Origin of the sequence: Roseovarius sp. CAU 1744 (assembly GCF_039839345.1) — a bacterium.
Taxonomy (GTDB): Bacteria; Pseudomonadota; Alphaproteobacteria; order Rhodobacterales; family Rhodobacteraceae; genus Roseovarius.
Map to the genome: position 1 here is coordinate 211,188 of NZ_JBDOQV010000005.1, position 23,944 is coordinate 235,131.

26 protein-coding genes are annotated in these 23,944 nt (G+C 63.3%); 10 read left to right on the forward strand and 16 right to left on the reverse strand.

Annotated features, from left to right (window positions below; translation table 11 throughout):
* Positions 1 to 22 precede the first annotated feature (22 nt).
* Genes AAFO92_RS11920 through AAFO92_RS11935 form a run of 4 tightly spaced genes read left to right on the forward strand, consistent with a single transcriptional unit; the run spans position 23 to position 3,289 of the window.
* Positions 23 to 949 carry a branched-chain amino acid ABC transporter permease gene (locus tag AAFO92_RS11920; protein ID WP_347535337.1) on the forward strand — a complete coding sequence of 309 codons (927 nt, stop codon included), beginning with the start codon at positions 23 to 25 and terminating at the stop codon, positions 947 to 949.
* Positions 946 to 1,890, forward strand: coding sequence for a branched-chain amino acid ABC transporter permease (locus AAFO92_RS11925; protein ID WP_347535339.1), 945 nt, complete (start codon positions 946 to 948; stop codon positions 1,888 to 1,890). Before AAFO92_RS11920 ends, AAFO92_RS11925 begins: the two co-directional genes overlap by 4 nt.
* Positions 1,887 to 2,594, forward strand: coding sequence for an ABC transporter ATP-binding protein (locus AAFO92_RS11930; RefSeq protein WP_347535341.1), 708 nt, complete (start codon positions 1,887 to 1,889; stop codon positions 2,592 to 2,594). The genes AAFO92_RS11925 and AAFO92_RS11930 overlap by 4 nt, the downstream gene beginning before the upstream one ends.
* Positions 2,594 to 3,289, forward strand: a complete 696-nt coding sequence (locus tag AAFO92_RS11935; RefSeq protein WP_347535343.1) for an ABC transporter ATP-binding protein — start codon at positions 2,594 to 2,596, stop codon at positions 3,287 to 3,289. Before AAFO92_RS11930 ends, AAFO92_RS11935 begins: the two co-directional genes overlap by 1 nt.
* A gap of 85 nt (positions 3,290 to 3,374) precedes the next feature.
* On the opposite strand, the gene AAFO92_RS11940 is transcribed toward AAFO92_RS11935, so the two are convergent.
* The gene (locus AAFO92_RS11940) at positions 3,375 to 4,193 is read right to left on the reverse strand and encodes an NAD(P)H-binding protein (protein WP_347535345.1); all 819 of its coding nucleotides are present in this window, start codon (positions 4,191 to 4,193) and stop codon (positions 3,375 to 3,377) included.
* A 49-nt stretch (positions 4,194 to 4,242) separates the two neighbouring features.
* Positions 4,243 to 5,166, reverse strand: a complete 924-nt coding sequence (locus AAFO92_RS11945) for a haloalkane dehalogenase (protein WP_347535347.1) — start codon at positions 5,164 to 5,166, stop codon at positions 4,243 to 4,245.
* A 101-nt stretch (positions 5,167 to 5,267) separates the two neighbouring features.
* Here AAFO92_RS11945 and AAFO92_RS11950 point away from each other — a divergent pair, with 101 nt between their 5' ends.
* Positions 5,268 to 5,879 carry a TetR/AcrR family transcriptional regulator gene (locus AAFO92_RS11950; RefSeq protein WP_347535349.1) on the forward strand — a complete coding sequence of 204 codons (612 nt, stop codon included), beginning with the start codon at positions 5,268 to 5,270 and terminating at the stop codon, positions 5,877 to 5,879.
* 12 nt (positions 5,880 to 5,891) lie between these two features.
* Here AAFO92_RS11950 and meaB read toward each other — a convergent pair whose 3' ends face one another.
* The 6 genes from meaB to AAFO92_RS11980 all read right to left on the reverse strand — a co-directional run bounded on the left by meaB (position 5,892) and on the right by AAFO92_RS11980 (position 11,489).
* Positions 5,892 to 6,917, reverse strand: a complete 1,026-nt coding sequence (meaB, locus tag AAFO92_RS11955) for a methylmalonyl Co-A mutase-associated GTPase MeaB (protein ID WP_347535351.1) — start codon at positions 6,915 to 6,917, stop codon at positions 5,892 to 5,894.
* Positions 6,918 to 6,921: 4 nt separating this feature from the next.
* Positions 6,922 to 8,628, reverse strand: a complete 1,707-nt coding sequence (locus AAFO92_RS11960; RefSeq protein WP_347535353.1) for an acyl-CoA mutase large subunit family protein — start codon at positions 8,626 to 8,628, stop codon at positions 6,922 to 6,924.
* Complete coding sequence (locus AAFO92_RS11965) at positions 8,625 to 9,059, reverse strand: cobalamin-dependent protein (protein WP_347535355.1); 435 nt, start codon at positions 9,057 to 9,059, stop codon at positions 8,625 to 8,627. Before AAFO92_RS11965 ends, AAFO92_RS11960 begins: the two co-directional genes overlap by 4 nt.
* Positions 9,049 to 9,675 carry a TetR/AcrR family transcriptional regulator gene (locus AAFO92_RS11970; protein WP_347535357.1) on the reverse strand — a complete coding sequence of 209 codons (627 nt, stop codon included), beginning with the start codon at positions 9,673 to 9,675 and terminating at the stop codon, positions 9,049 to 9,051. Before AAFO92_RS11970 ends, AAFO92_RS11965 begins: the two co-directional genes overlap by 11 nt.
* A gap of 277 nt (positions 9,676 to 9,952) precedes the next feature.
* Positions 9,953 to 10,189 carry a DUF2842 domain-containing protein gene (locus tag AAFO92_RS11975; RefSeq protein WP_347535359.1) on the reverse strand — a complete coding sequence of 79 codons (237 nt, stop codon included), beginning with the start codon at positions 10,187 to 10,189 and terminating at the stop codon, positions 9,953 to 9,955.
* Between the two features lie 4 nt (positions 10,190 to 10,193).
* The gene (locus tag AAFO92_RS11980; RefSeq protein WP_347535361.1) at positions 10,194 to 11,489 is read right to left on the reverse strand and encodes an adenylosuccinate synthase; all 1,296 of its coding nucleotides are present in this window, start codon (positions 11,487 to 11,489) and stop codon (positions 10,194 to 10,196) included.
* A gap of 143 nt (positions 11,490 to 11,632) precedes the next feature.
* On the opposite strand from AAFO92_RS11980, the gene AAFO92_RS11985 reads away from it, so the two are divergent.
* Positions 11,633 to 12,028, forward strand: coding sequence for a DUF6524 family protein (locus AAFO92_RS11985; RefSeq protein WP_347535363.1), 396 nt, complete (start codon positions 11,633 to 11,635; stop codon positions 12,026 to 12,028).
* 114 nt (positions 12,029 to 12,142) lie between these two features.
* Here AAFO92_RS11985 and eutC read toward each other — a convergent pair whose 3' ends face one another.
* Positions 12,143 to 13,135, reverse strand: coding sequence for an ectoine utilization protein EutC (gene eutC, locus AAFO92_RS11990; RefSeq protein ID WP_347535365.1), 993 nt, complete (start codon positions 13,133 to 13,135; stop codon positions 12,143 to 12,145).
* 52 nt (positions 13,136 to 13,187) lie between these two features.
* A complete protein-coding gene (locus AAFO92_RS11995) occupies positions 13,188 to 14,066 on the reverse strand; it encodes a hypothetical protein (RefSeq protein WP_347535367.1) in 879 nt (292 codons plus the stop codon).
* Between the two features lie 212 nt (positions 14,067 to 14,278).
* On the opposite strand from AAFO92_RS11995, the gene AAFO92_RS12000 reads away from it, so the two are divergent.
* Together AAFO92_RS12000 and AAFO92_RS12005 are read left to right on the forward strand one after the other, a co-directional pair.
* A complete protein-coding gene (locus AAFO92_RS12000; protein ID WP_347535369.1) occupies positions 14,279 to 15,343 on the forward strand; it encodes a DMT family transporter in 1,065 nt (354 codons plus the stop codon).
* A 190-nt stretch (positions 15,344 to 15,533) separates the two neighbouring features.
* Positions 15,534 to 16,610 (forward strand): DMT family transporter, encoded by a 1,077-nt coding sequence (locus tag AAFO92_RS12005; protein WP_347535371.1) that lies wholly within the window; start codon positions 15,534 to 15,536, stop codon positions 16,608 to 16,610.
* Here AAFO92_RS12005 and AAFO92_RS12010 read toward each other — a convergent pair.
* The 6 genes from AAFO92_RS12010 to AAFO92_RS12035 form a co-directional block, all read right to left on the reverse strand.
* Positions 16,597 to 17,760, reverse strand: a complete 1,164-nt coding sequence (locus tag AAFO92_RS12010; protein ID WP_347535373.1) for a glycosyltransferase — start codon at positions 17,758 to 17,760, stop codon at positions 16,597 to 16,599. The two genes, AAFO92_RS12005 and AAFO92_RS12010, sit on opposite strands and share 14 nt — an antisense overlap.
* A 325-nt stretch (positions 17,761 to 18,085) precedes the next feature.
* A complete protein-coding gene (locus AAFO92_RS12015; protein ID WP_347535375.1) occupies positions 18,086 to 18,763 on the reverse strand; it encodes a DUF1028 domain-containing protein in 678 nt (225 codons plus the stop codon).
* Positions 18,760 to 19,920 carry an SRPBCC family protein gene (locus AAFO92_RS12020; RefSeq protein WP_347535377.1) on the reverse strand — a complete coding sequence of 387 codons (1,161 nt, stop codon included), beginning with the start codon at positions 19,918 to 19,920 and terminating at the stop codon, positions 18,760 to 18,762. Before AAFO92_RS12020 ends, AAFO92_RS12015 begins: the two co-directional genes overlap by 4 nt.
* A gap of 8 nt (positions 19,921 to 19,928) precedes the next feature.
* Entirely contained in the window at positions 19,929 to 20,342 is a 414-nt protein-coding gene (locus tag AAFO92_RS12025) for a RidA family protein (RefSeq protein WP_347535379.1), read from the reverse strand.
* A gap of 43 nt (positions 20,343 to 20,385) precedes the next feature.
* Entirely contained in the window at positions 20,386 to 21,846 is a 1,461-nt protein-coding gene (locus AAFO92_RS12030; RefSeq protein ID WP_347535381.1) for a 4-hydroxyphenylacetate 3-hydroxylase family protein, read from the reverse strand.
* 21 nt (positions 21,847 to 21,867) lie between these two features.
* The gene (locus AAFO92_RS12035) at positions 21,868 to 22,386 is read right to left on the reverse strand and encodes a flavin reductase family protein (protein WP_347535383.1); all 519 of its coding nucleotides are present in this window, start codon (positions 22,384 to 22,386) and stop codon (positions 21,868 to 21,870) included.
* 91 nt (positions 22,387 to 22,477) lie between these two features.
* Here AAFO92_RS12035 and AAFO92_RS12040 point away from each other — a divergent pair, with 91 nt between their 5' ends.
* Both AAFO92_RS12040 and AAFO92_RS12045 read left to right on the forward strand, forming a co-directional pair.
* A complete protein-coding gene (locus AAFO92_RS12040) occupies positions 22,478 to 23,377 on the forward strand; it encodes a LysR family transcriptional regulator (RefSeq protein WP_347535385.1) in 900 nt (299 codons plus the stop codon).
* A 106-nt stretch (positions 23,378 to 23,483) separates the two neighbouring features.
* On the forward strand, positions 23,484 to 23,891 hold the full coding sequence (locus AAFO92_RS12045) for a GFA family protein (RefSeq protein WP_347535387.1): 408 nt from the start codon (positions 23,484 to 23,486) through the stop codon (positions 23,889 to 23,891).
* Positions 23,892 to 23,944: the final 53 nt, after the last annotated feature.

Sequence of the window (23,944 nt, forward strand, 5' to 3'; positions counted from 1 at the left end):
CGTCAGGGCAGCGTAGGACGCAATGGAACTGGGTCCCTATCTCATCCTCGCCTCGCTCGAAGGCGCCGTGACCGCCGCCGTGCTGGCGCTGACCGCCGTGGGGCTGTCACTGGTCTTTGGGGTGATGCGGGTGGTCAATATCGCGCATGGCGAGTTCTTCATGCTGGGCGCGGTCATCGCCTGGTTCATCGCCCATAGCCTGGGCGGCCATCCGGCGATCGGTTTCGCCGCCGCGCTGATCGTCGCGCCGCTGCTGGTCGGTGCCATCGCCGTGGCCGCCGACATGACCATTCTCAAGCGCGTGAACTACGACCCAGAGCGCACCATCGTCGCCACGATCGGGCTGCTCTACATCATCCAGCAACTGGCACTGATGAGCTATGGCCCCGATGCGCGCCCGGTCGAAGCGCCGTTCAACACCCGCCTCGCGATCCCCTGGATCGAGAATGGAGAAAACGGCTGGCGGATGATCTGGCCCTGGGGGCTGGGCACCACCACCTACAAGCTGGCGGTGATCGGCGCGGCCATCACCGTGTTGCTGGGCGTCTGGCTGCTGATGAAACGCACCCGCATCGGGCTGGTGATGCGCGCCACCCAGGCCGACCGCGACATGGCGCTGGCCTTCGGCATCCCGGTCGAAAGGGTCTATGCGCTGGTCTTCGGCATGGGCGCGGCGCTGGCGGCCCTGGCGGCGGTGTTGATCGTGCCGATCCAGCAGGCGCATTACCTGATGGGGGCCGATCCGCTGCTGCTCAGCTTCATCGTGGTCATCATCGGCGGGCTGGGCAGCCTGCCGGGCACGGTCCTTGCCGCCGTCCTGATCGGGCTGAGCGACGGCATCATATCGGTCTTCTTCTCGCCCACGCTGGCCAAGATACTGGCGACGCTGCTGGTCGGATTGGTGCTGGTCTTCCGCCCCGAAGGACTGGCTGGGAAACGCGGCGCATGAGTGCCGGGGCGAAGGTCATTGCGCTGCATGGCGCGGTTCTGCTGATGCTGTTTGCGCTGCAATTCATCCTGCCCGCCTATCACCACGGCAACCTGGCGCGGATCATGGTGCTGGCCAGCTACGCCATCGGCTACAACATCCTGTTCGGCTATACCGGCCTTCTCAGCCTCGGCCATGCGCTGTTCTTCGCCGCGGGCATGTACGGGATGGGGCTGGGCATCCAGCATCTGGGCCTGTCGGTCGCGCCCGCGCTGCTGGCCGGGGTGGCGGCGGGGGCCCTCGTATCCCTGGCGCTGGCGCTGCTCGCGCTGCGCACCACCGGCGTGGCCTTCATGATCGTCACGCTGATGTTTGCGCAGGCCGGCTACCTGACCGTGCTCTATTTCGGAGAGTTCACCCGTGGCGACGAGGGTTTCGTGATCCAGCAGGCGCAGCGGATGCTTTGGGGCATCGACCTTTCGGACCCGACCAACCGCTATTTCGCGGCGCTTGCCCTTTTCGCCGCCAGCCTGCTGGCCTCGCTCTGGCTGGTGCGTGCGCCCTTCGGCAAGGCCCTGGTGGCCATCCGCGAGAACGAGGAGCGGGTGCGGATGCTGGGCTATGACACCTTTGCGCTCAAGCTGGCGGCGATGGTCATCTCGGGCACGATCTCGGCCGCGGCAGGGGCGGGTTATGGCCTGCTGTTCGGCTATGCCGGGGCCAGCTTCGCCTCGGTGCAATACTCGATCTTTCCGCTCTTGTGGGTGTTGCTGGGCGGCGCGGGCACGGTGCTGGGGCCCTTCGTGGGCACGCTTTTCATGTTCTACCTGATCGATCTCAGTTCCGGCATCACCACCGCCTACATGCTGATCGCTGGCGTGGTGCTGGTGCTGCTGACGTTGTTTGCACCCCAGGGCCTGATCGGAGAGCTGCGCAACCGCCTCTGGCGGTGGCTGCCATGAGCCTCTTGTCCACCCGCGACCTGTCGAAGAATTTCGGCGGGCTTCAGGCCACCCGGGATGTCTGCATCGAGGTGCCGCGCGGGCAGGTGCGCGCGCTGATCGGCCCCAATGGCGCGGGCAAGACGACGCTGGTGGGAATGATCAGCGGCCGCATCCCGCCCTCCTCGGGACAGGTGCATTTCGACGGCGCAGATGTGACCGCCCTGCCCGCCCATAAACGCATCCTGCGCGGCATAGCCTACACTTTCCAGATCACCTCGGTGTTCGAACGCCTGCCGGCCGGGGAAAACGTGGCCCTTGCCGCGCGCCGCCGCCTCACGGGCGCCGAGGTCGCCGAGGCCACCGCGCAGGCGCTGGACCGTGTCGGCCTGCTGGCGCTGAAGGATCACGAGGCGGGCGATCTGTCCTATGGCCACCAGCGGCTGTTGGAGATCGCGATGGGCCTGGTGCAGCGCCCGCGACTGCTGATCCTGGACGAACCGACACAGGGCCTGACCGACAGCGAGATCGGCAATTTCAAACAGCTGGTGCGCGAACTGGCCGGCGACACCACGATCCTGCTGATCGAACACAACATGAGCGTGGTCATGGAAACCGCCGACCGGGTCACGGTGCTGAATTTCGGAGAAGTGCTGGCCGAAGGCACACCAGATGAAATCCGCGCCGACAGGGGCGTGCAGGCCGCCTATCTGGGGACGGGCTGATGCTGGTGCTGGAGCGGATCAACTCGGGCTATGGCCGCGCACAGATCCTGCGGGATCTGTCGCTGACCGTGAACAGCGGCGAAATCCTCTGTCTTCTGGGCCGCAACGGCGCGGGCAAGACCACGGTGATGCAGACGATCATGGGCCTGCTGCCACTGATGTCGGGCCGGATCACGCTGGACGGGCTGGACGTGGGCGCATTGCCCGCCCACCAGGTACCGCGCGCCGGGATCGGCTATGTGCCGCAGGGGCGGCGGCTGTTCACCGGGCTCAGCGTGGCGCAGAATCTCGAGATCGGGCTGCGCGCCCGCAACCACGGTCAGGACACGCTGGACGAGGTGCTGGAGCTGTTCCCGCGCCTGCGCGAACGCTTCCGCCAGCGGGCCGAGACCCTCTCGGGCGGGGAACAGCAGATGCTGGCCACCGCGCGGGCGCTCTGCCTGCGGCCCAAGGCGCTGTTGCTGGATGAGCCGACCGAAGGGCTGCAACCCTCGATGATCGAGGCGATCCGGCAGGTGATCGTCAGGATGCGCGCGCAAGGGGTGGCCGTATTGCTGGTGGAACAGCGCGTCGACGCGGTGATTGCGGTTGCGGACCGGGTCGCGTTCATCGAAAACGGCCAGGGCGGCGCGGTGGTGGATGCCGAAACCCTGAGACAGGACCATTCGATCGTCGAACGGTATATCGGGGTCTGACTGACACCGCCCGCGTGACGCGCTGGCCTGTTTCGCCCCGGCACGGACCGGATGCGGGACGCACCCGTCCCACAACCTTTTCACCTTACTGCCAGCAGCCCTGCGCGTGGGCGTCCCCGGCAAATTGCGCGAAGGATCTCGGCTGTCGTCCAAGGGCGCGCTGCAGGCCATCCGAGGTGCTTGCATTCTTGCCATCGAGGATTTCGGCGACAAGCGTGGCGACGGTTTCGGCGTCCGACTTGGCAAAGCCTGCGGCGACGAGCGTGTTTTCGAACTCTTGCGGCGTTGCCGTCCGGTAACTCACATCCCGTCCCGTGACAGCTGCAATCCGGGCCACGGCTTCGTCCCAGGTCAGCAGGTCGGAACCGGTGATCTCATAGACCTGGCCTGTGTGGCCATCTTCCAACAGGGCCGCCACCGCGACATCGGCAACATCATCGAGGTCGACCCAGGGCTCCGGCGCGCCTGAATCGGGGGCGGATACCTCGCCCGCCAGGACATTCTCAAGAAAGCCGCCTTCGCTGAAATTCTGCATGAACCAGCTTGGCCGTAGGATCGTCCAGTCCAGCGAGGAGTCCATGAGCAGCTTTTCACAGGCCTGCGCGCGCGCTTCGTTGCGCTCGGACAGCAGGACGACACGGCGCAGGCCCGCCTGCTCCGCAGCCGCGACAAAGGCCGCGATGACACCGTGGGCGGAGGGCACCGCGAGGTCAGGCGAATAGGCGACATAGGCCGTCTTGATGTCCTTGAGGGACGCGCCCCAGGTTTCGGGACTTTCCCAGTCAAACGGGATGGCGCTGCGCCGCGTGCCCGGCCGCACCGGCACGCCGCGGGCAGCGAGCCGTTTGGCGACACGTCTACCGGTCTTGCCGGTGGCACCGATGACAAGAATTTCGGATTGCATGTTGATTTCCTTGGGTTTTGGTTTCGAAATGGACGGGTTATTTCCGAACTCAGCCTTTGGTCAGGCCGAAATGCGCCAACGCTTTCTCGGCAATCAGCGCACCACCGGATTCCTGCACGAAATGCCCGCCCTCGGGGATTTCCAGCGGCTCTGGGCAGCCCTTGATGACGGTCCGCATGAAGTTCATCACCTCCGGGCCCAGCATCTTGTCTTTCATGCCGATGGCCATGAAGCTTTCGCCCGCCCAGTCGTGTGACCAGAACTGTGCCGCGCGCTGTGAGATTGCGACACCGGGCGCATCCGCAGTCGTCGCGATCAGGTGGGGAAACCTGCGGACGCCTGCCTTGTAGCGCTGATCCGGGAAGGGTGCTTCGTAGGCCAGGGCCTCGGCGTCCGATATCACCGGTTCGTTCTTTTGCATGATGAACGGGATCGGCACGTCCGGGCTGGAATCGATATCGGCCTTCCAGGCATCGAAGGCGGGGCTGTTGACCGGTCCGGCCATCAGACCGGTATTCATGATCAGCAAACGCTTGAACCGGTCGGGCATCTCCATCGGCAAGGTCAGGCCCAGCACGCCGCCCCAGTCCTGCACCACCAGGGTGATGTTCTGCAGATCAAGCCGCTTGATCAGCGCCAGCATGTAGTTGCGGTGGAAGTCGAAGGAATAGACCCCGTCATCGACGGGTTTGTCGGATTTGCCGAATCCCAGCCAGTCGGGGGCAATCACCCGCGCGCCGGCATCGGCAAAAACCGGGATCATCTTGCGATAGAGATAGCTCCAGCTGGGTTCGCCGTGCAGCAGCAGGAAAACCTCGTCAGCGTCTGGATCGCCCTCGTCGACGTAATGACCGCGAAGCCCTTCATAGCCTTGTAGATCTTCGACGTAATGGGAGGCAAAGGGATATTCTGACATTCCTTCGAAACGAGAGTCCGGGGTGCGCAGCGCGTCTATCAAAGTGGCGTCCTTCATCTTGTTTTGGTCACTTGACCAACAATTAGGTCGCTTGACCAATTCCGTCAAGCCCCTATGATGATTGCTGTTGGCGAAACGGCGGCCGAAGACCCGCCAAGATGCGAAAAACCGAAGAGGAACAGGCAATTAACGATCAATCCCCATCTCCGAAGGAAACGCTCATCCTTGATTGCGCATTGAAGCTGCTGATCGAAACGGGTGATGCCGGGCTGACCCTGCGCAAGATTGCGGATTGCGCGGGGATGCGGCTCAGCAATGTGCAATATTACTTCAAGTCCCGAGACGACATCCTGACCGCCATGGTTGGGCGGTATTTCGAAGACTGCACCGCAAGCCTTGTGCGCCTGACCCAGGAGAGCGAGGTCAGGACAACACGCGAACGGGTCCATTTCCTGGTTCTATCGGGTCTTTCCCACGGCCTGGAAATCTCGGACATGTGTCGCGCCTTCCGGGAGATCTGGGCAATCTCCAGCAGAAACGCGGTGATCGACGCGTGCCTGATGGCATATTACCGCACCTTCTCGGACGTAATGATCGACTTCGCGTTTCAGCAGGACATCGACGAGGCCAGCCGCGACAAGCTCAAATCATTGCTCGTCCCGTTTTTCGAGGGGTATTCGATTACGGCGCGGTCACTGCCGCTTCAGATCGAGGAAACGGCGGCGATGCTGACTGATCTGGCAATGTCTGTTGCTGGCGACCGCGCGTAACCAACGGCCGTTTCAGAACCCGCAATGCCAGTGGTCACGCTCGCTGTTCGCGACAGCCGACAGCAAGGGCCGGTGAAGGCCTGCTGCAACCGCCCTGGCGGTAAGCATATTGGTCGCGCTTTCCACGGACAGCCCTTCCATCGTCATTTTGGCCACGATCGATTCCATGTCGCTTTCGGGAAGGGCATGGAGCTGCTGGTGAAACGCGGCCTCGGCCCGGAGGCGCAGCAGGCCGGGCAGTCGCCGGGACGTGCCGGCATCGGCCATCCAGGTCCTGGCGCCATCCATCTTGGCCGCGATTGCATCCGCCAGCGCCCCGATCCCTTCGCCGCGCTCCGCCGATGTGGGCAGGATGGGCACATTGCGCCCCTCGGCCCGGCGCAGCTGCAGCATCGCCTTGAGCTGGCGGATGGTGCGATCCGCAAGCGGCAGGTCGCATTTGTTCACGACAAGAATGTCCGCAATCTCCAGGATACCGGCCTTGATCGCCTGAACATCATCACCCAGACCCGGTGCGTTCAGCACGATATTCACGTCCGCGATTTCAGCGATCTCGGTTTCGGACTGCCCTGCCCCGACGGTTTCCAGCACGATGTTCGACCAGCCCGCGGCATCAACCGCGTCAACGATTGCGGGGATCGACAACGCCAACCCACCAAGGTGGCCACGCGATGCGACCGAACGGATGAACACACGGGCATCGGCGCTATGCTCTCCCATGCGGGTACGATCCCCCAGGACCGCGCCCCCCGAAAGCGGGCTCGATGGATCGACAGCCAGAACGGCAACGCTTTCGCCGCGCTGACGCAGTTCACTTACATAGGCATTGATCAGGGTCGACTTGCCCGCGCCCGGTGGGCCGGTGAACGCCACCACTCCGGCCGAGCCCACATGGTCGCGCAGCCGGTCAGCCAAAGCGTCCCCAACCGGCCCGCCCGTTTCAAGGAGCGATATCGCCCGCGCCAACGCCGCCACATCGCCGTCAAGAAGACGTTGAAAGGCCGACACCTTGGGCATTTCCATCGCCTCGCCGCGCATCCGGTCAGGCCACCATCAGCGGATGGCCGAACCCGAGCTCTTCGCGCAGCGTCGAGATGATTTCGCCGTGGGTGACACCGACGCTGGCTGCATCGACAACTTTCTCAAAGACGTTGATCTCTTCATTGTCGGATGCACGGCGCAGTTCGGAGATTGCCGTGTCGACCTCCTGTTGGCTGCGCTCTCGCTTGAATTTCCTGAAGGCCTTGACATGGGCTTTCATCGCGCCGGCATCGGGCCGGTAGGGCAGCGGCTGTTCGACAGTGCCGTCATCTTCGCGATAGCAATTGACCCCGACGATCTTTTCCGTGCCGTCCTCGATCTTTTCCTGCGCGGCAAGTGCGGATTGGCCGATCATGGTCTGCACCAGACCCGAGCCGACCGCTTCGTACATCCCGCCAGCGGCGTCGATCTGATCCATGACCTTCAGAATATCCTCTTCCATCTGATTGGTCAGGGTCTCGACATAATACGACCCGCCCAGGGGGTCGATCACATCGCACAGATGCGCCTCTTCGCGCAGGATGTTCTGGGTTGCCACGGCAATCCGGGCGGCTTCCTCGGTCGGGCAGCTGATCGCCTCGTCATAGGCATCGGTATGCATCGATTGCAGGCCCGAGAAAATACCGGCCGTCGCCTGCACGGCGACACGCGCGATGTTGTTGAGCGGCTGCTGCGCGGTCAGGTCAACGCCCGATGTCTGGCCGTGGAACTTGAACCGCCACGAACGCGGATCCTTGGCGCCCAGCCTCTCCTTGGCGATACGCGCCCAGATGCGACGGCCAGCCCTGAATTTCGCCACTTCCTCGAAAAAGGAAATCGAGATGTCGAAGAAGAACGTAAAGCGCGGCAGGATCGTATCTGGGTCCATCCCCCTGGCCATGCAGTCTTCGGCATATTGGATCGCCGTCGACAGGGCGAAACCCATGGTTTCGGCAGGGGTCGCGCCGGCCTGCTGCATGTGCTGGCCGACCACGGAAACCGGGTTCCAGTTCGGCACATTCGCGCGGCAGAACGCGACATGATCGACAAGCACCCGCCGCGATCCGGGCTGCGACAACCGGTAGAACATGTGATTGGCCACGTAATGCGAGATATAGTCCGACTGGTTCGACGTGCCGGTGATCTTGGTCCAGGGGATTCCGCGCCGTTTCGCCACCCCCAGAAGGAATGCAAACAGCGTGAACGGCGACGGGTCGTTCATCGCGGTCGAGATTTCATCCAGGGGTACCTGGTCCAGCGCCTGATCCATGTGATCCACGGTATTGACCACCGTGCCGCAGGTGCCAAGCAGTGCCAGCGGCGACTCGTCGCAATCGATCCCGCGGAACCCGGAATTGCACGGCAACAGGCTGATCGCGGACGCGCCAAGCTCAAGAATGTTGCGCACGCGCTTGTTGTAATCAGCCGGTGTTCCCAGCCCGATCAGCTGTCGCTGGCTCCAGGTTCTGCCCCGGTGCATCGTCGGATAGATGCCGCGCGTATACGGCGCCTGCCCCGGAAACCCGAGATCGGCCATATGACGGTCCGCGTTCCAGTCCTGCGGCGTATAAATGGGCGCGATCTCGATGCCCGAACGGTTGGTGATCCGGCGATCTTTGCCGATTTGCCCGTCATAGTCGCGGCGCCAGTCCGCCTGTGCTTCGTCAAAGCCGGGCAGCATCAGCTGTTCTTGCGGATCATTGGGTGTCTTGAACTGAACCTGGGTCATATTGCGAACTCATCCGATGAAAGTTTTGATTTCCGGCTCTCGGAGCCCAGTGCGGTGACCTGCTCGACAATGTCCTCACGGGATGCCCCCGGACCGAACACCCGGGCGACGCCCGCCTCGCTGAGCGTCCGGATCTCGGTTTCCGGGACGATGCCGCCGACGATGACGGTGACATGCCCCAGACCGGCCTCTCGCAGCGCGTCCATCAGCTCGGGAATGATCAGATGATCGGTCGCGAGGCTGGAAATGCCGATGACATCGACATCCTCCTGCATCGCCAGTGCAACGACCGCGGCCACCTCCTGCCAGGGCGGCGTATAGATCACCTCCATCCCGGCGTCGCGCAGATAGGCCGCCACGACACGGCTGCCGCGATCATGGCCATCAAAACCGATCTTTGTCACCAGCACACGTAGCTGTTCAGCTTGCATTGCTGCCCTCCTTTCGTGAAGATCTCGCTGTAGCCTGGTCCGAACCAACCGGTTCGATCAGGAATCTGGTAAAGGCCTGGCCGACCTCAGCCGGTGTCAGCGGACCGGCGGAATCAAACCAGAACTGCGTATGGTTTACCGCCCCGAGAACCATCAGCCTCAGCAGTTTCCGGTCAACCGACGGGGCTACGGGCAGGTCTTCGATAAGCGCCTGAAGGCATCTTTCGTACTTCCCGCGCAAATCGGTCAGCATATCCCTGTGATTGGGAACCTGTTCGGGCAACACGCGATTGATCACGCGCATGTAATGGCTGTCGCGGGTAATCGCCTCGATATGGGTAGAAATCGCAAGGCCAAGGCGCTCCCAGGGGTCTTCGGCTTGTGCGATGGCCGTTTCCAAGGCCTCGACGATCTGCGCGACGCCGGATTCGTAGACGGCAAGAAGAAGATCTTCCTTGGAAGGATAGTGATAGTAGATCGACCCGGGCAGCATCCCGGATTTCTTGGCGATATCGCGCATCGTCGTGTTGCGGAACCCCTGCGTGGCAAACAGCTCGGCCGCGGCATCAAGCAGCATGTCATTGCGGTTGTTTGACCTTCGCAAGGCGGATTTCATCGCATTCGTTTCCCGTGTTCACTATTAACCTAACAAATGTTTGTTTAACCGTTCACCACTCGTGAGTCAACGCCTCAAACATCGAAGGCCGGACGATCATCAGTCGCCGAGCCCGCCAAGGCAGCCGGCAGCCGGATCACGACCAAGTATCAAACGCTCTAGTGATTGGTTTCGACCGCGGCAGCGGCAGACACTGCCGCTTTGGTGCAGGGCAAGAGCGGCAAAGCGGGTGCCTTCAACACCTTTCGCGCAACGCCGAACCCCGTATCGTCAAAGTTCAGCCGTTGCGGTCTTCGCCATTCTCCTGGGGGTCGGCTTGCCCGACACCCTTGAAGATGAACCTGAATGGCAGCGCCCAGAGAAACCCCAGCCCGATATAGACCAGCAGTTCCGCCCAGATAGGCGGACGGTCCAGCATGTTCACCACGCTGACCGCCACCACGATATAGACCGGCAATCCGATCAGCAGGATGAAAAGCGACCACCGCCGGCGGGATTTATAGCTGAGCGGCATGTGCTCAATCCGCAAACGGGTCGGTCACAAGGATCGTGTCTTCGCGTTCGGGCGAGGTCGACACCATCGCGACGGGGCAATCGATCAGTTCCTCGACCCGGCGCACGTATTTGATCGCATTGGCCGGCAGATCGGCCCAACTGCGCGCGCCTTCGGTGCTTTCGCTCCAGCCAGGAAGCTCCTCGTAGATCGGCGTGCAGCGGGCCTGATTGTCGGCGGCGGTCGGCAGGTAATCCAGCCGCTTGCCGTCCAGATCATAGCCGACACAAACCTTGAGCGTCTCGAAACCGTCCAGAACATCCAGCTTGGTCAGGGCAATGCCGTTGACACCGCTGGTGGCGCAGGTCTGGCGCAGCAGGCAGGCATCGAACCAGCCGCAACGGCGCTGGCGGCCGGTCGTGGTGCCAAACTCGTGGCCACGCTCGCCCAGGCGCTGGCCGTCCGCGTCGTGCAGCTCGGTCGGGAACGGCCCCTCGCCCACGCGGGTGGTATACGCCTTGACGATGCCCAGCACGTAATCCACGGCGCCGGGGCCGATGCCCACGCCCGTCGCCGCCTGCCCGGCAATGACGTTCGAGGAGGTGACAAAGGGATAAGTGCCGAAATCAATATCCAGCAGCGCGCCTTGGGCGCCTTCGAACAGGATCCGCCTGCCCGATTTGCGCTTTTCGTTCAGCACCTGCCAGACCGGCGCCGCGAAGGGCAGGATCTGCGGCGCAATCTCGCGCAGCTGTGCGACCAGTGCATCGCGGTCCACCGGGTCGATCCCCAGGCCCTTGCGCAGCGGATCATGGTGCTGCAGCGCGCGGTCCACCCGCGCCTCAAGCGTCGCGTCATCCGCCAGATCCGCCACCCGGACTGATCGGCGCCCGACCTTGTCCTCGTAGGCCGGGCCGATGCCGCGCCCGGTGGTGCCGATCTTGGTGCCCTTGCTGGCGGCCTCTTCGCGGGCGCGGTCCAGTTCACCGTGAATCGGCAGGATCAGCGGCGTGTTCTCGGCAATCATCAGCGTGTCGGGGGTGATGTCGACCCCCTGCCCGCGAATGGTCTCGATCTCGCCCATCAGGTGCCAGGGGTCCAGCACCACGCCATTGCCGATCACGCTCAGCTTGCCGCCGCGTACAACGCCCGAGGGCAGCGCGTGCAGCTTGTAGACCTTGCCGTCGATTACCAGCGTGTGCCCGGCATTGTGACCGCCCTGAAAGCGTGCGATCACATCGGCGCGCTCGCTCAGCCAATCCACGATCTTGCCTTTACCCTCATCCCCCCATTGGGCGCCCACGACGACGACATTTGCCACGGCTGTTCCTCTTCCGATGCTGGTGAACCCGCGCCCGTATAGCGGTGCAGGCGGTTATGTGAAACAGCTAATTCGCCGCAGGCACTGGACAGAGGCCATGTGATTGGAAGAGGTTGTGGACAAAAGTTACGTGGGAGACACCGATGGGATTCGTGCTGCGCTGGCTGGTGGCCTTCGTGCTGCTGGCGGCCACCTTCAACCCGACCGAGTGGAACTATGTCCGCTGGGCCCGCGCCAACTGGGCCGAACAGATGCCGGTCGCGGTGTTGATGGGGCTTCTGCTGCTGGTGGACTACATAATCTACTTGCGCGCCACGCTGCGCTCGATCGGGGCGTTCGGCATGGGCCTGGTGCTGGCCATCGTCGCCGCGCTGCTTTGGGTGCTCTACGATCTGGGCTGGCTCAAACTGGAAAACCGTTCCGTCAACCTGTGGCTGGGGATCACCGCGCTGTCACTGGTGCTCGGCGTCGGCCTAAGCTGGAGCCACGTGCGCCGCAATCTCTCGGGACAGGCGGATATGGACGATGTCGACGAATAGAACCGGTTGCTGGCTGGAATGACGCCAATACAAAGGCGGGCCCTTGCCCGGGATTTTCGGAAATGCCGGAATTCCGGTGTCGGTGAACGCCTCTTGCCGGCGTGACGGGTTAACTCACGCGGAAATGACCGCACCGCTGCCGCGGTCTTGGGCGCGCTGACGGGCAAGGGTTGCGATGGCGGTATCCTGCACCCCGGTGCCGGTCAGGTCGGCGATGGTGATGTCACTGTCAGCCTGCCGCCCGGGCAGGCTGCCGGTGACGATATCGCCCAGCTCGGGGAAACTCTGCTCTGGCGCGCAGACGCCGCATTGCAGGGCGGCGCGCAATTCGCCCAGCAATTCGGTCTGCGAGCGGCGGTCCGGGACATAGAGGGTGGCACGCGACAGGCAGGCGGGCTCAAGCTCGTTCTTGTGCTCCTGATCGGACCCCATCGCGGTAACATGCTGTCCGGGCTGCAGCCAATCCGCCATCAGGACCGGTGCGGTTGCGGGCGTGGTTGTCACCACGATATCAGCGCGGCTTACCGCCCCGGCCGCGTCCGAGCCTGCGCGCACCTCAATCCCCAACTCCTGGCAAAGCGCGTCCGCCGCTGCGCGGGCCTTGTCGGCGTCGCGCGCCCAGATCACCGCGCGCGAGATCGGCCGCACCAGCGTCAGCGCCCTGAGCTGCAGCCGGGCCTGCATACCCGCCCCGATGACCGCCACCGTCGAGGCGTCCTTGCGCGCCAGGTGACGCGCCGCCACGGCCCCGGCAGCGGCGGTGCGGATATCGGTCAGATAGCCATTGTCCAGCAATACCGCCTCGACCTGGCCGGTGCGGGCGGAGAACACCACCATCAGCCCGCTGGTCGTTGGCAGGCCAAGCTTGGGGTTGTCGAAAAACCCCGGCGACACCTTGATGGCGAAACTTTCCGCCCCGGTGATATGGGCGGTCTTGACGTCGACCTCACCGTTGTTTTCGGGGATGGCCATCGACATGATCGGCGGCATTGCGACAGTCCCGCCTGCCAGCGCGGCAAAACCCTGTTCGACACAATCGACTGCGGCCAGGTCCAAAGGCACCAGCGCCCGCAGCTCCGCTTCGGTCAGAATGGTGATGTCCGGCATGATCCGCCCTCCCGGTCTTGTTCGCGCAGTCTATCGCTTGTGAAACAACAGGTCACGCAGCGGCCACCGGCGACACCGGCCAGTTGGCAACCGGCGTGACCTCGCTTGCGGGGCGGGCCAGGAACAGCTGAGCGTGGAAATAGCCGGTGCTCTCGTACCCGTCCGTGTCATGCCCGCGCGCCCGGGCGTTGGCGATGGCGCGGGCCTGTTCATCCGCGTCGGCGAACCGTCGATGGCGGAACGGCGGCACTTCCAGCGCCTCGACCGTCAGACCGTGATCCGCCATGATCTCGATCGCCTCGGCACTGTCATTGCCCCGGATCGGTGCCGTTATCACCCAGGGCGTCCGCCCGCCGGCGCCGCGCAGCACACGATCCAGCGCTGCAGGCAGCATATGGGCGACGCTGCCACATTCGATCACCAGATCGGTCATCGCCAGCACCTGTTGCAGGGCATGACCAGGATCATCCGCCTGCAGGTTCTCGGCAAAGACCTCATCAAAGATTCCAACCCCGCGGGCATAGGTCAGCGCCTGGTCCGCGATGTCGATTCCGTAATAGCGGTCATCCTGCCCGGCACGGCGCTGCGGGCGAAACCAGTCCCGGTCGGCGGCGATCACGGCCTCGGGGCTTGCCGCGTCGAACCAGCTGTCGCGATACCGCAGAAGCACGTCATCCAGTGACAGGTCATGTCGCGTCAGGGCCCCGCCGATCCCGTAGCCGCAGGCGAAATCCACGATCCCGGCCGAGGACAAGCCGCGCACGCGCTTGAGCTCGGCCAGCACCGCCCGGAACGCGGCGGCCGCGTAATGCGCGGTCCGAAACCCCGCATGATCCATCGCCCTGTAATAAGCACGGCAATCCGGCAGGTTATAGATATCGTCAAAGATGGTGACGATCTTCTGTTCGCGCTCGCCCTGGTTCTCGATCATGTCTGGTGCCTCCGGTGGCTCTATGGCCAAACTTGCCGTCACTGGCATATAGGCACAAGCGCAAATCGGCCTTAGTCCGTGGGTGTCCCTGCTCGCACGGATGTGAACACAGCCAGAGGTTGAAACACGATTCCGTTCCCTGACCGGAACGTGACCGCGATGTGAGGAACCGTGCGCGTATCCTCTATGGAAAGCCATCGGGGGCAGTTCAGATGACCTACACCGAAAGCAACAAGCAATTTCGCGGAATGATACCAACCGACAAGGCCCGGCGCGGCCTGCCCTTTGTCACGATGGGCGCGGCATTTGCCTGGCTGGCGGTACTGGTCTATGCCTCGTCCAATTCGATCGTCACCCTGCTGGTCGACATAGGCCGGGCCAACCCGGTTGCCGGGCGCAACGCGATCACCTTTTGCAACCTGCTGTTTCTTGGCTCGCTGATCTCTGTCCTGCCGATGGTGGCGATCTTTCACCGCGACTGGACGCGCGAGAAGCTGCGCAGGCTGTCGCGCCACGACTGGGGCATTCTGACGGTTTCGGCGTTCTTGTCGTCAGCGGTCACGCCGGGGCTGTTCTTCTACGCGCTTGAACATACCACCGTCACCAATGTCGTGCTGATCGGCCGGATCGAACCGCCGCTTTTCCTGCTTGCCACCTGGCTGTTCCTCAACGAAGAACTGAACCCCTGGGCGATGTGGGCCGGCCTGATCGCGCTGATCGGCGCGGTGTTGATGATCGGAATGCGCGGCAACGGCGCCCTGTTCCGGTTCGGCGCCGGCGAGCTGGCGACCATCGCCGCGACGCTGTCGTTCATCGCCTCGACCATCGTGACCCGCGTCGGGCTTCGCGGCGTGCCCCTGGGCATCTTTTCGATCTACCGCACGGTGCTGGGCGCGGTGCTGTATTTCCTTGTGGCGATGTATCTCTTTGGCCCTGCTCATTTTCAGGACCTCTTCGCGCCGGTGGTGCTGAAATGGATCTGGGTCTACGCGATCGTGGTGATCGTGATCGGCCAGTTTTCCTGGAATCTCGGGCTGAAATACGCCCGTTCCGGCGATGTTTCGCTGGCGACGTCATTTTCACCGCTGGCGGCAATTCTCTTTGCCATGTTGCTGGTGGGCGAAGACCCCGGCCCCGGGCTGATCCCCGGCGGCGTCATCATATTGATCGGAATCGCCGTCGGACAGCTCGGTCGTCACCGCAACCGGCAGACCCGCCGTCGCGCCAGCAATCAGGCGATGGAACATGAAAGCAAGCTGAACTTCAAAGGCGCCTGATACGCGGCGGATCGTCCGGATTGTTACACCCCACCACGCCGCCGTGACCCATCCCGCTGTTCTGAAACAATGTTTCGCCGCCTGACCGCAACGTGACGGGGTCGTGACGGCGCTGCCCCTTCACGCCGCTTGACCCAACGACATCCGCGCCCCTATGCAGGTAGACACGATTTTTTCAGGAACCAGATCAATGAGCACCGCAAGCACCCAACCCGACACCGGCATGTCCAAGGCGCTGATGGGCGCGGTGCTGGTCTGGGTCGCGGTGATCGTCTACGCCTCGTCCAACTCGATCGTCTCGCTGCTGGCCGATATCGGACGGCAGAACACGGTCATGGGACGCAACGCGGTGTCGCTGTGCAACCTGCTCTTCCTGGGCAGCCTGATTTCGCTCATTCCGATGGTTTTCATGTTCTGGAAGGACTGGACCCGTGAAAACCTGGGCCAACTGACCCGCAAGGATTGGGGCGTGCTGACACTGTCGGCCTTTCTGTCATCGGCCCTGACCCCGGCGCTGTTTTTCATCGCCCTGGATTACACCACCGTCACCAATGTCGTGCTGATCGGCCGGATCGAGCCACCTCTCTTTCTGCTGGCCACGGTCTTTGTCCTGAAGGAAAAACTCGACCCCTGGGCGTTTGCCGCCGGGCTGATCGCGCTGGTGGGGGCGGTCGTCATCATCTCGCTCAAGGGCGGAGACACCGCCTTCACGCTTGGCAAAGGTGAGATCGCGACCGTCTTTGCCACGCTTTCCTTCATCGCCTCGACCCTGGTGACGCGCATCGGGCTGAAGGGCGTGCCACTTGGCATCTTTTCGGTCTACCGTACGGTACTGGGCACGATCATCTACTATTTCCTGGCGCTTTACCTCTATGGCCCCAACCATTTCCAGGACCTGTTCCAGCCGATCGTGCTGAAATATGTCTGGGTCTACGCCATCATCGTCATCATCATCGGGCAGTTCTCGTGGAACCTCGGCCTGAAACACGCGCGTTCGGGGGATGTCTCGCTGGCGACATCGTTTTCGCCGCTGGCCGCGCTGGTGATCGCCATGGTACTGCTGGGCGAAGATCCGGGCCGCGGCCTGATACCCGGCGGGCTGATCATCCTCTTTGCCATCGGCGTGGGTCAATTCGGCCGCATCCGCACCCAACGCGCCGAGCGCCGCGCCAAGGCAGAAGCCGAGCGCCGGGAGGCCGCGATGGGCCGCCTGGCAACCGACGAGGCACTGGCCCACGAGTCGCGGATCAACTTCAAAGGGGCCTGACGGCGAACCCCTCGCGCTGCGAGGTGCCGCTGAAAGGCAGCCCCATCTCCTGCAGCGCATCCACCTTGATCTGCAGACCCCTCGCGATATCAAAACCCTCGTCCGCCCCTAGCGGTTCCTTGGCGGCATCATCGGGCATCAGAAGCAGGGTCTGCACATCAATCTCTGCGTTCCCGGCAAGCACGTCCAATGCCGGTCGCAGCGCGCTTTCGACCTCCAGCGCCTGTTGTGGCGCGATCACAAGAACACCTGAGGCCGTAGATACCGGCCGAAACGCGATAGCCCTGGCGAGGGTTTCGATCCGGACCGTCGGAAAGGCCTGCAAGGCCGCGCGCAAGATCTGGACCGCCTCAGCCTCCGCGCGATCCAGAAACACGTTCACCCGGCCCCCTGCCCGTGCATGGCCTGCAATCGTGCCAAGACACCCCCCGGCGACCTGTTCCGCGCCGTTCGCCAGCACCACGATCTCGCGCGTGATCCGCAGGTCACGCTGGCGCAGAAAGAACCCCATGATCGTCTCGGTCATGGCACTGTAGTGACCGGCATCGCGCGGGTTGTTGTCGATCCGGCCGATATCGACCTCGGAAACACCCGCACCGGCGGCATGAACCCGCAGCATCACGTCCAGATCGGCGGCGTAGCCTCCGGTGATCTCCGACAGCGCGATCAGCGACCGGTCAAAGATGTAAAGGCCGGAATTGGGCGCCTGCAGCCCCTCCAGCCCCGGAAACATCTGCCTGAGCGCGGGCATCACTAGGTAGCGCGTCATCGGCATCGGATCGCGCGGATCCTGCCACAGCCCCTTGATCAGGCCGGTCCCCGGCGCGCGTGCCTCGATCATCCGTGAAAACCGCGAGATGTCGAACCGGTCCAGATCGGCATCGACCTTCATCACCCAATCGTTGCGCGCCGCGATGAACCCCGCCCGGATCGCGTGCCCCATCCCCGGCTGCGCCTCGGCCACAACGCGCGCGCCAGCGTCCCGGGCCACGGCGGCGGTGTCGTCTGACGAGCCGTTATCGACCACCACGACCTCGTCCACCGCGGTCATCGCCGCCATCGACCCGATTACCCGGGCAATCGTGCCCGCTTCATTCCGTGCCGGGACGATCACCGAAACAGGCATGTCTTTGGGGGGAATTTCGCGCACGTCGGTCCCTTGTGTGAATGCAAATGATGTAGCGCGATCGCCCCGCCGCCACAAGCAAGCCTGCAACATGGCAGAGATCACTTTACCGGAACAGATTATCGCGACTTCATTGAAACCCATGACCGTTCTGCGGCCTGCGCGGTCCTTGATCCAAAAGACACATGCCGCGCGTTGCCGGTCCGGTCGGCATTGGCAACAGCGCCGGACTCGCACGACGAAACCAGCGAGTCTTTTGGGTTGAAACCGCTCCGCTGGACATCGAGAGTTCGGCACCGCGATGATTGACCGTCACGCGAGGTCTCGGGGATATACCTGCCAGCTTCCTCTAGGGGTCGCCGGCCACACCGTAACTTGGCGCGGCGGCGGGATTGATCGCGCGGTTCAGGTAGTCCATCATCTGCGGCTCGTAACCCTGCCACAAAGAACGCAATTTCGTGATTGGACAGCTGTCTTCCCAATCCACCCGCAGATCGACAAGGTAGAACGGCATCCGGTCAGCGACGATGAGCGCGGCGGAATGCACCGGGCCTTCCTCACCTCCTGCTTTCAGCCCGCCTTCGATCCCCTGCAGCAACCGTTCGGCCAGATGCGCCGCAGGATCGGCCATGAAACCGTCGGTGATCGCTTTCGCCACGGCGGTCGAGGACAGAAGATTGCCCGCGGCCACGCACCCGTCATCCTCGCTGATCGCGTGGGTGCCAAGGATATGCGCGCCGGTGAAATGGGCCGTGGTGCCGTTGGCATCGACCGCCGTCAGCTGGCGATACTCGATTTTCTCGCGGCCCTGGGTCACGCCGGCGATGGCATCGGCTGCCGATTGGCCTGCCTCCATCGCGTCCAGCACCAATGTCGCCAGATGCGGATCGGTGATGTTCTGCGTGGCCACCGCCCCCACCCCGGCCCGCGCATGGGGGCAGCGCGATCCGACCGAGATCGAAGAGGTGGTGATCGCCACCCCGAATTGTCCCGTACGGGCGCAGCGCCCGGCGATGGAAAAGGTCATTTGCGGCCTCCTGTCCCGTCGCCCAGCCGGCGCGACAGGTATTTCTGGAAATCATGTATCTCGCGCTCCAGCCAGCTGAGCGGGCCAGGCGTGGCTTGAGAGGATCGCGACCCCGCATAGATGCCCTCGACAACCTGCCGGTCCTCGGTGTTCACATGTTCGAAGAACTTCGTCAATTCCTCGATCCAGGCCGCGCGTTCATCGGCGAAGCCCAGCATCGCGTCGACCTCAGGCGCGATCGCCACGCCGAAACGCACATCCACCTGACCGACCCCGCGCGGGCGCAGGCTGAGATACCACAGGTGATCGGGGGCAAGCACATACATATGCGTCGGGAACACCGTCGGCAGCACCGAGGTGTTGCGCCAATCCCCTTCCAGCCGGGTGTTGTCGGGATGCGCCTTGCCATAGGTGGCGTCGCCGCGCTTCATGAAGGTCTGGTAGGTGAAGGCGTCATGGACCTGATCCGGAAACACGGTTTTCTCCACCGGGAACCACGCACCGACCGTTGCCTTATGCGCCACGGGCAGGTGGTAGCCTTCCATGAAATTCTCGGTCAGAAGCTTCCAGTTGGTGGCCCAGACATGTTCCTCGTGCAGGACGGGCACGTAATGTTCCATGCCGTAGCGTGCGACCACATCATGCAGCGGCGCCAGCGCCTCGGCCACGGGCATGGCGTCGGGATCGAGCGTGACATAGATCCATCCCTGCCAGATTTCCGTCCTGATTTCCGGCAGGCAGATCGACTTCTTGTCAAACCCTTCCGTCCGCTCCATGTGGCCCGCGCCGATCAGCCTGCCATCCAGCGAGTAGGTCCAGGCGTGATAGGGACAGGTGATCCGGCTGGTGCATCCGGTTCCTTCCAGAAGCTGCATCATCCGGTGCCGGCAGACATTGGAATAGGTCCTGATTTCCCCCGATTTGTCACGGATGCAGAAGATCGGATCACCGGCGATGGTAAAGGTCAGGTAATCGCCGGGGTTGGGAATCTCCGCCGCCAGACCCGGGCAGATCCAGTCACGCCGGAAAATCGCGGTTTCCTCGCGTGCGGCAATGTCTTCATCCCAGTAGATCTGCGGTTCGGCGCTATGGGCCCGTTCCAGCGGGCCGCTGGCTGTTTCGGACAGCTGCGCAAGAAGATCGGAAGCAGTGTGCATCGGCGGCCTCAGTCGGGAATAACGGCGGTCACCTCGATCTCGACCACCCATTCGGGGCGGGCGAGCGCGGGGACGACCAGCCCGGTCGAGCACGGATGCACACCTTTCAGCCATTTGCCCATCTCCTGATAGACCGCCTCGCGGTAGCGGATGTCGGTCAGGTAGACGACGATACGGCAGACTGCCTCCATCGTAGTGCCGGCCTCCTGCAACAGCATCTGGATGTTTTCCATCGTCTTGGCGGTCTGCCTGGCGGCATCGCCCACATGCAGGCTTTCGCGGGTGTCCAGATCCTGGCTGACCTGTCCGCGCAGGAACACCATCGTGCCCCGGGCGACGACGCCCTGGCTGAGGTCGTTGTCCAGCTTCTGTTCGGGGTAGGTTTCCCTGGTATTGAAGGGGCGGATGCGTTTGTGCAGCATGGGGTAATCCTGATTGAACCGGTGACAGTTATTGGGGGGCGCCCTAATGGCGGGTGCCCTTGCCCCAGACGTTATCCGAAAGGCCCGCGGCCCGGTGCGCAAATTCCAGCGGTCCCTGCCAGTCGAAATTGCGATAGACCGCGGCCAGCTGCGCAAAGGGCGGGGATTGCGCAAAAAGCTGGAAGGTCAGGCGGTGCCCGGCGTAATCCGAGTTCAGCAGATCGCGCGCGAGGCTCAGCAGCTTGCGCCGGTCATCGGCGATCCATTCGTCATTGATCGAATAGAACTTGTCCATCCACGGCTTGGTATCGGCGGCGGCAAAGGTGGCGGCATCGGGCGTCACGCAGATCTGGCCGCCGCACAGTTCGCGGGCGATATGCATCATCTTGGGCAGGCCCGTCAGCGCGTGCACCCGGCCCGACATCAGCATCGACTGGTGCGGCATCAGCAGGCCGTTGGGGCTTTTCTCGGCCATCGCCACGGACGCGGTCAGGAAGGCGTCGATGCCTTCGCGCCAGACGGCCAGTTCGCTCAGCTTCTCCTGCACCGCCTGCTGCTTGTCCAGGCCGGTCTGCTTCACGTTCCACAGCGCCGCGCCGATGATCAGATCAGCAAAGCTCAGCGTGCGCTGCACGAACGGGAAGGCCGAATAGCGGTGCAGCGTGGTGCGGATGAAGGCGGCCGCGCGGGTATGCTGGTAGAACAGCACATCCTCCCACGGAATCAGCACATCATCCAGGATCATCAGCGTGTCGATCTCATCCACCCGGTTCGACAGCGGGTAATCGGCATCCGGCGCACGGCCCGCAAACCCGGTGCGGCAGATATGCTTCACCCCCGGCGCGTTCATGTGCACGATGCAGCCAAGCGCATAATCGCTCAGCTTGTCGCTGCCCCAGTTGGCGATGGTGGGCTTCAGAAACGCCTGGTTGGAATAGGCGGCGGCGGTTTCATACTTGGCGCCGCGGATGACGATGCCGGCATCGGTTTCCCTGACCACATGCACCAGCATGTCCGGATCCTGATCCTGCGGCGCCTTCGACCGGTCGCCCTTGGGGTCGGTATTGGCCGAGACGTGGAACGGGTCATCCTTGATCGCCTGGTGAATGTGGCGTTCGATATTGGTGGCGAAACGCGGGTCGATCTCGTTCAGGATGTCCTTGCCGTCCCACAAAGACCACATCTCGCCGATGGTTTCGTCCCCGACACGGGTGACCACGCCACCCACATCATTCATCACCAGGTCGACAGCATCGCGCTTGTCCTGCCAGTCCTGTTTCTCGAACGGCAGGCGCAACCCGATGGCAAAGCGCTCGCCCTGTTCCTCGTAGGTCATCGCCTCCTGTGTGCTGGCGTCGTGCTGCATGTCGTAGATACGCGCGCGCACATCGATCACAGGCTTGAACTGGGGATGGTTGCAGGGATCGTCGACGCGCTCGCCGTTGATCCAGATCTGGCGGCCGTCGTTCAGGGATTGGCGGTATTCGTCTCCGGTGCGGATCATGGTCGGGTTCCTGTTTTTGGTTCAGAGGGGGCGCAGCGCCTGATAGGCGCGCCCGGAAAAGGCCAGCGGGGCGGCATTGTGGCCAAGGGCCTGCCGCACGCGGCCGATGAATATGCGATGGGTGCCGGCATCATAGGCGGTTTCCACCGTGCAGTCGAAATTGGCGGTGGCGCCGGACAGCACCGGCGCGCCGGTATGGGCGGTCTGCCAGTCGGTGCAGGCGAAATCATAAGGCGTCAGCGCACCGGGGCGGCCGGCAAAGCAATTGGCGATATCGGCCTGATCGTCGCGCAGCAGGTTCACGCAAAACGCATCGTTGGCCGTGATCGCATCGATCGCCGGGCTGCGCCGGTTGATGCAGACCAGCACCAGCGGCGGCTCGGCCGATACCGACGAAAACGCGCTGACCGTGACGCCGAAACGCCCTGCCGGCCCATCCGTGGTCACGACGGACACCTGGGCCGCCGCCCCCGCCATCGCGGCGATGAAACGGTCGGGGTTTTCGTGCTGTGGTTCGGGCTTGCGAAATGCCGCTGTCATGGTCGTATCCTCCGCTGGACAGACGATAGCAACGGCCCAAAGATAATCAAAATTCATTGTATTTAGCGTATAGATAGTTTTTAACTAATATATGCACCGTTTTACCTTGCGCCAGTTGGAATATCTCGTCGTCTGCATCGACTGTCGGTCGGTCGCCGGGGCAGCAGAGCGGCTGAACGTCTCGCAGCCCACGATATCCGTGGCCCTCAGCAAGCTTGAGGACCAGTTGGGCGTGCAACTGCTGCTGCGCCATCCCTCCCGCGGTGTGACCGCAACGGCAGCAGCGGAAAAGATCGTGCAATCGGCCCGCAACCTGCTGGCCCATGCGACCGATCTGGAACGGCAGACGATGGATACCGGCACCAGCCTGGTGGGAACACTGCGGCTTGGCAGTTTCAGCACGCTGGCGCCGGCGGTCCTGCCCGGGCTGATTCACCAGCTCAGCATCCAGCATCCCGGGATCAGCCTGCGCCTGAGCGAAGGGCCACAGGACCGGATGATCGAGGTGCTTTGCGAGGGTCAGTTGGATATGGCGCTGCTCTATGACATCGATCTGCCGGACGAAATTCACACGACATCGCTGGCCCAACGCACGCCCTACGTGGCGCTGGCTGCGGATCATCCGCTTGCCGCCCGGCAATCCATCGCCCTGGCAGACCTGGTCGATGAGCCGCTGATCCTGCTCGAAGTGCCGCCCAGCAAGGAGTATTTCCTGAGCCTTTTCCGGGATGCCGGGCTACAGCCGCGGGTTCGCCACAGCTCTCCTTCGATCGAGATGGTTCGCGGCATGGTCGGGTGGGGGTTGGGGTATTCCCTGCTGGTCACCCGGCCCGAGGGGGACCGGACCTATGATGGTCATTCGCTGGCGATCCGCCCGCTGCGGGACAGTGCGCGGCCCAGCAAGGTGGTCCTTGCACGGCTGGCAACGCTGCGGCCCACGCAGCTGATGACCAGCTTCGAGGCAGTGGCGGTGCGCGCGATGCAGGCCTGACCGGCCCGGGCCATCGCCACCGCCGCCCGGGCGCGTGTTGCTGGCCGATTTCACAAAATGGGCGGTCCGGTGTAGACTTCCACGGTATTTTCAACAGGAGGCCGACATGAAAATCGAGGGGGGATGCCTGTGTGGCGCGGTTCGCTACCGCTCGGACGCAGAACCGGTACTGCAGGCCGTGTGCCATTGTGAAACCTGCCGCAAGATCAGCGGCTCAACCTATTCCTTCAACGTGGCGGTGCCCGAAGACAGCCTGACTGTCGAAGGCGAGGTCGCTACATACGAGGACCACAGCGGTTCCAGCGGAAATCCGATGTTCCGGCGCTTCTGCCCGAAATGCGGCAGTTCGCTCTATGGCGGCGGCCCGCATTACGGCCCGCTCTATTTCATCAAGGCGGGCACACTGGACGACGCAAGCTGGGTCAAGCCCGATCTGCATATCTGGGCCGAAGAGAAGCTTGAGTGGACGCCGATCCCCGAAGGCGCCACCGTCGTGGATCGCAATCCCGGATAACCTGCCTTGTCACCGATCACGCTGATCCCCGGCAGCATCGCTGCGCGGCGCGA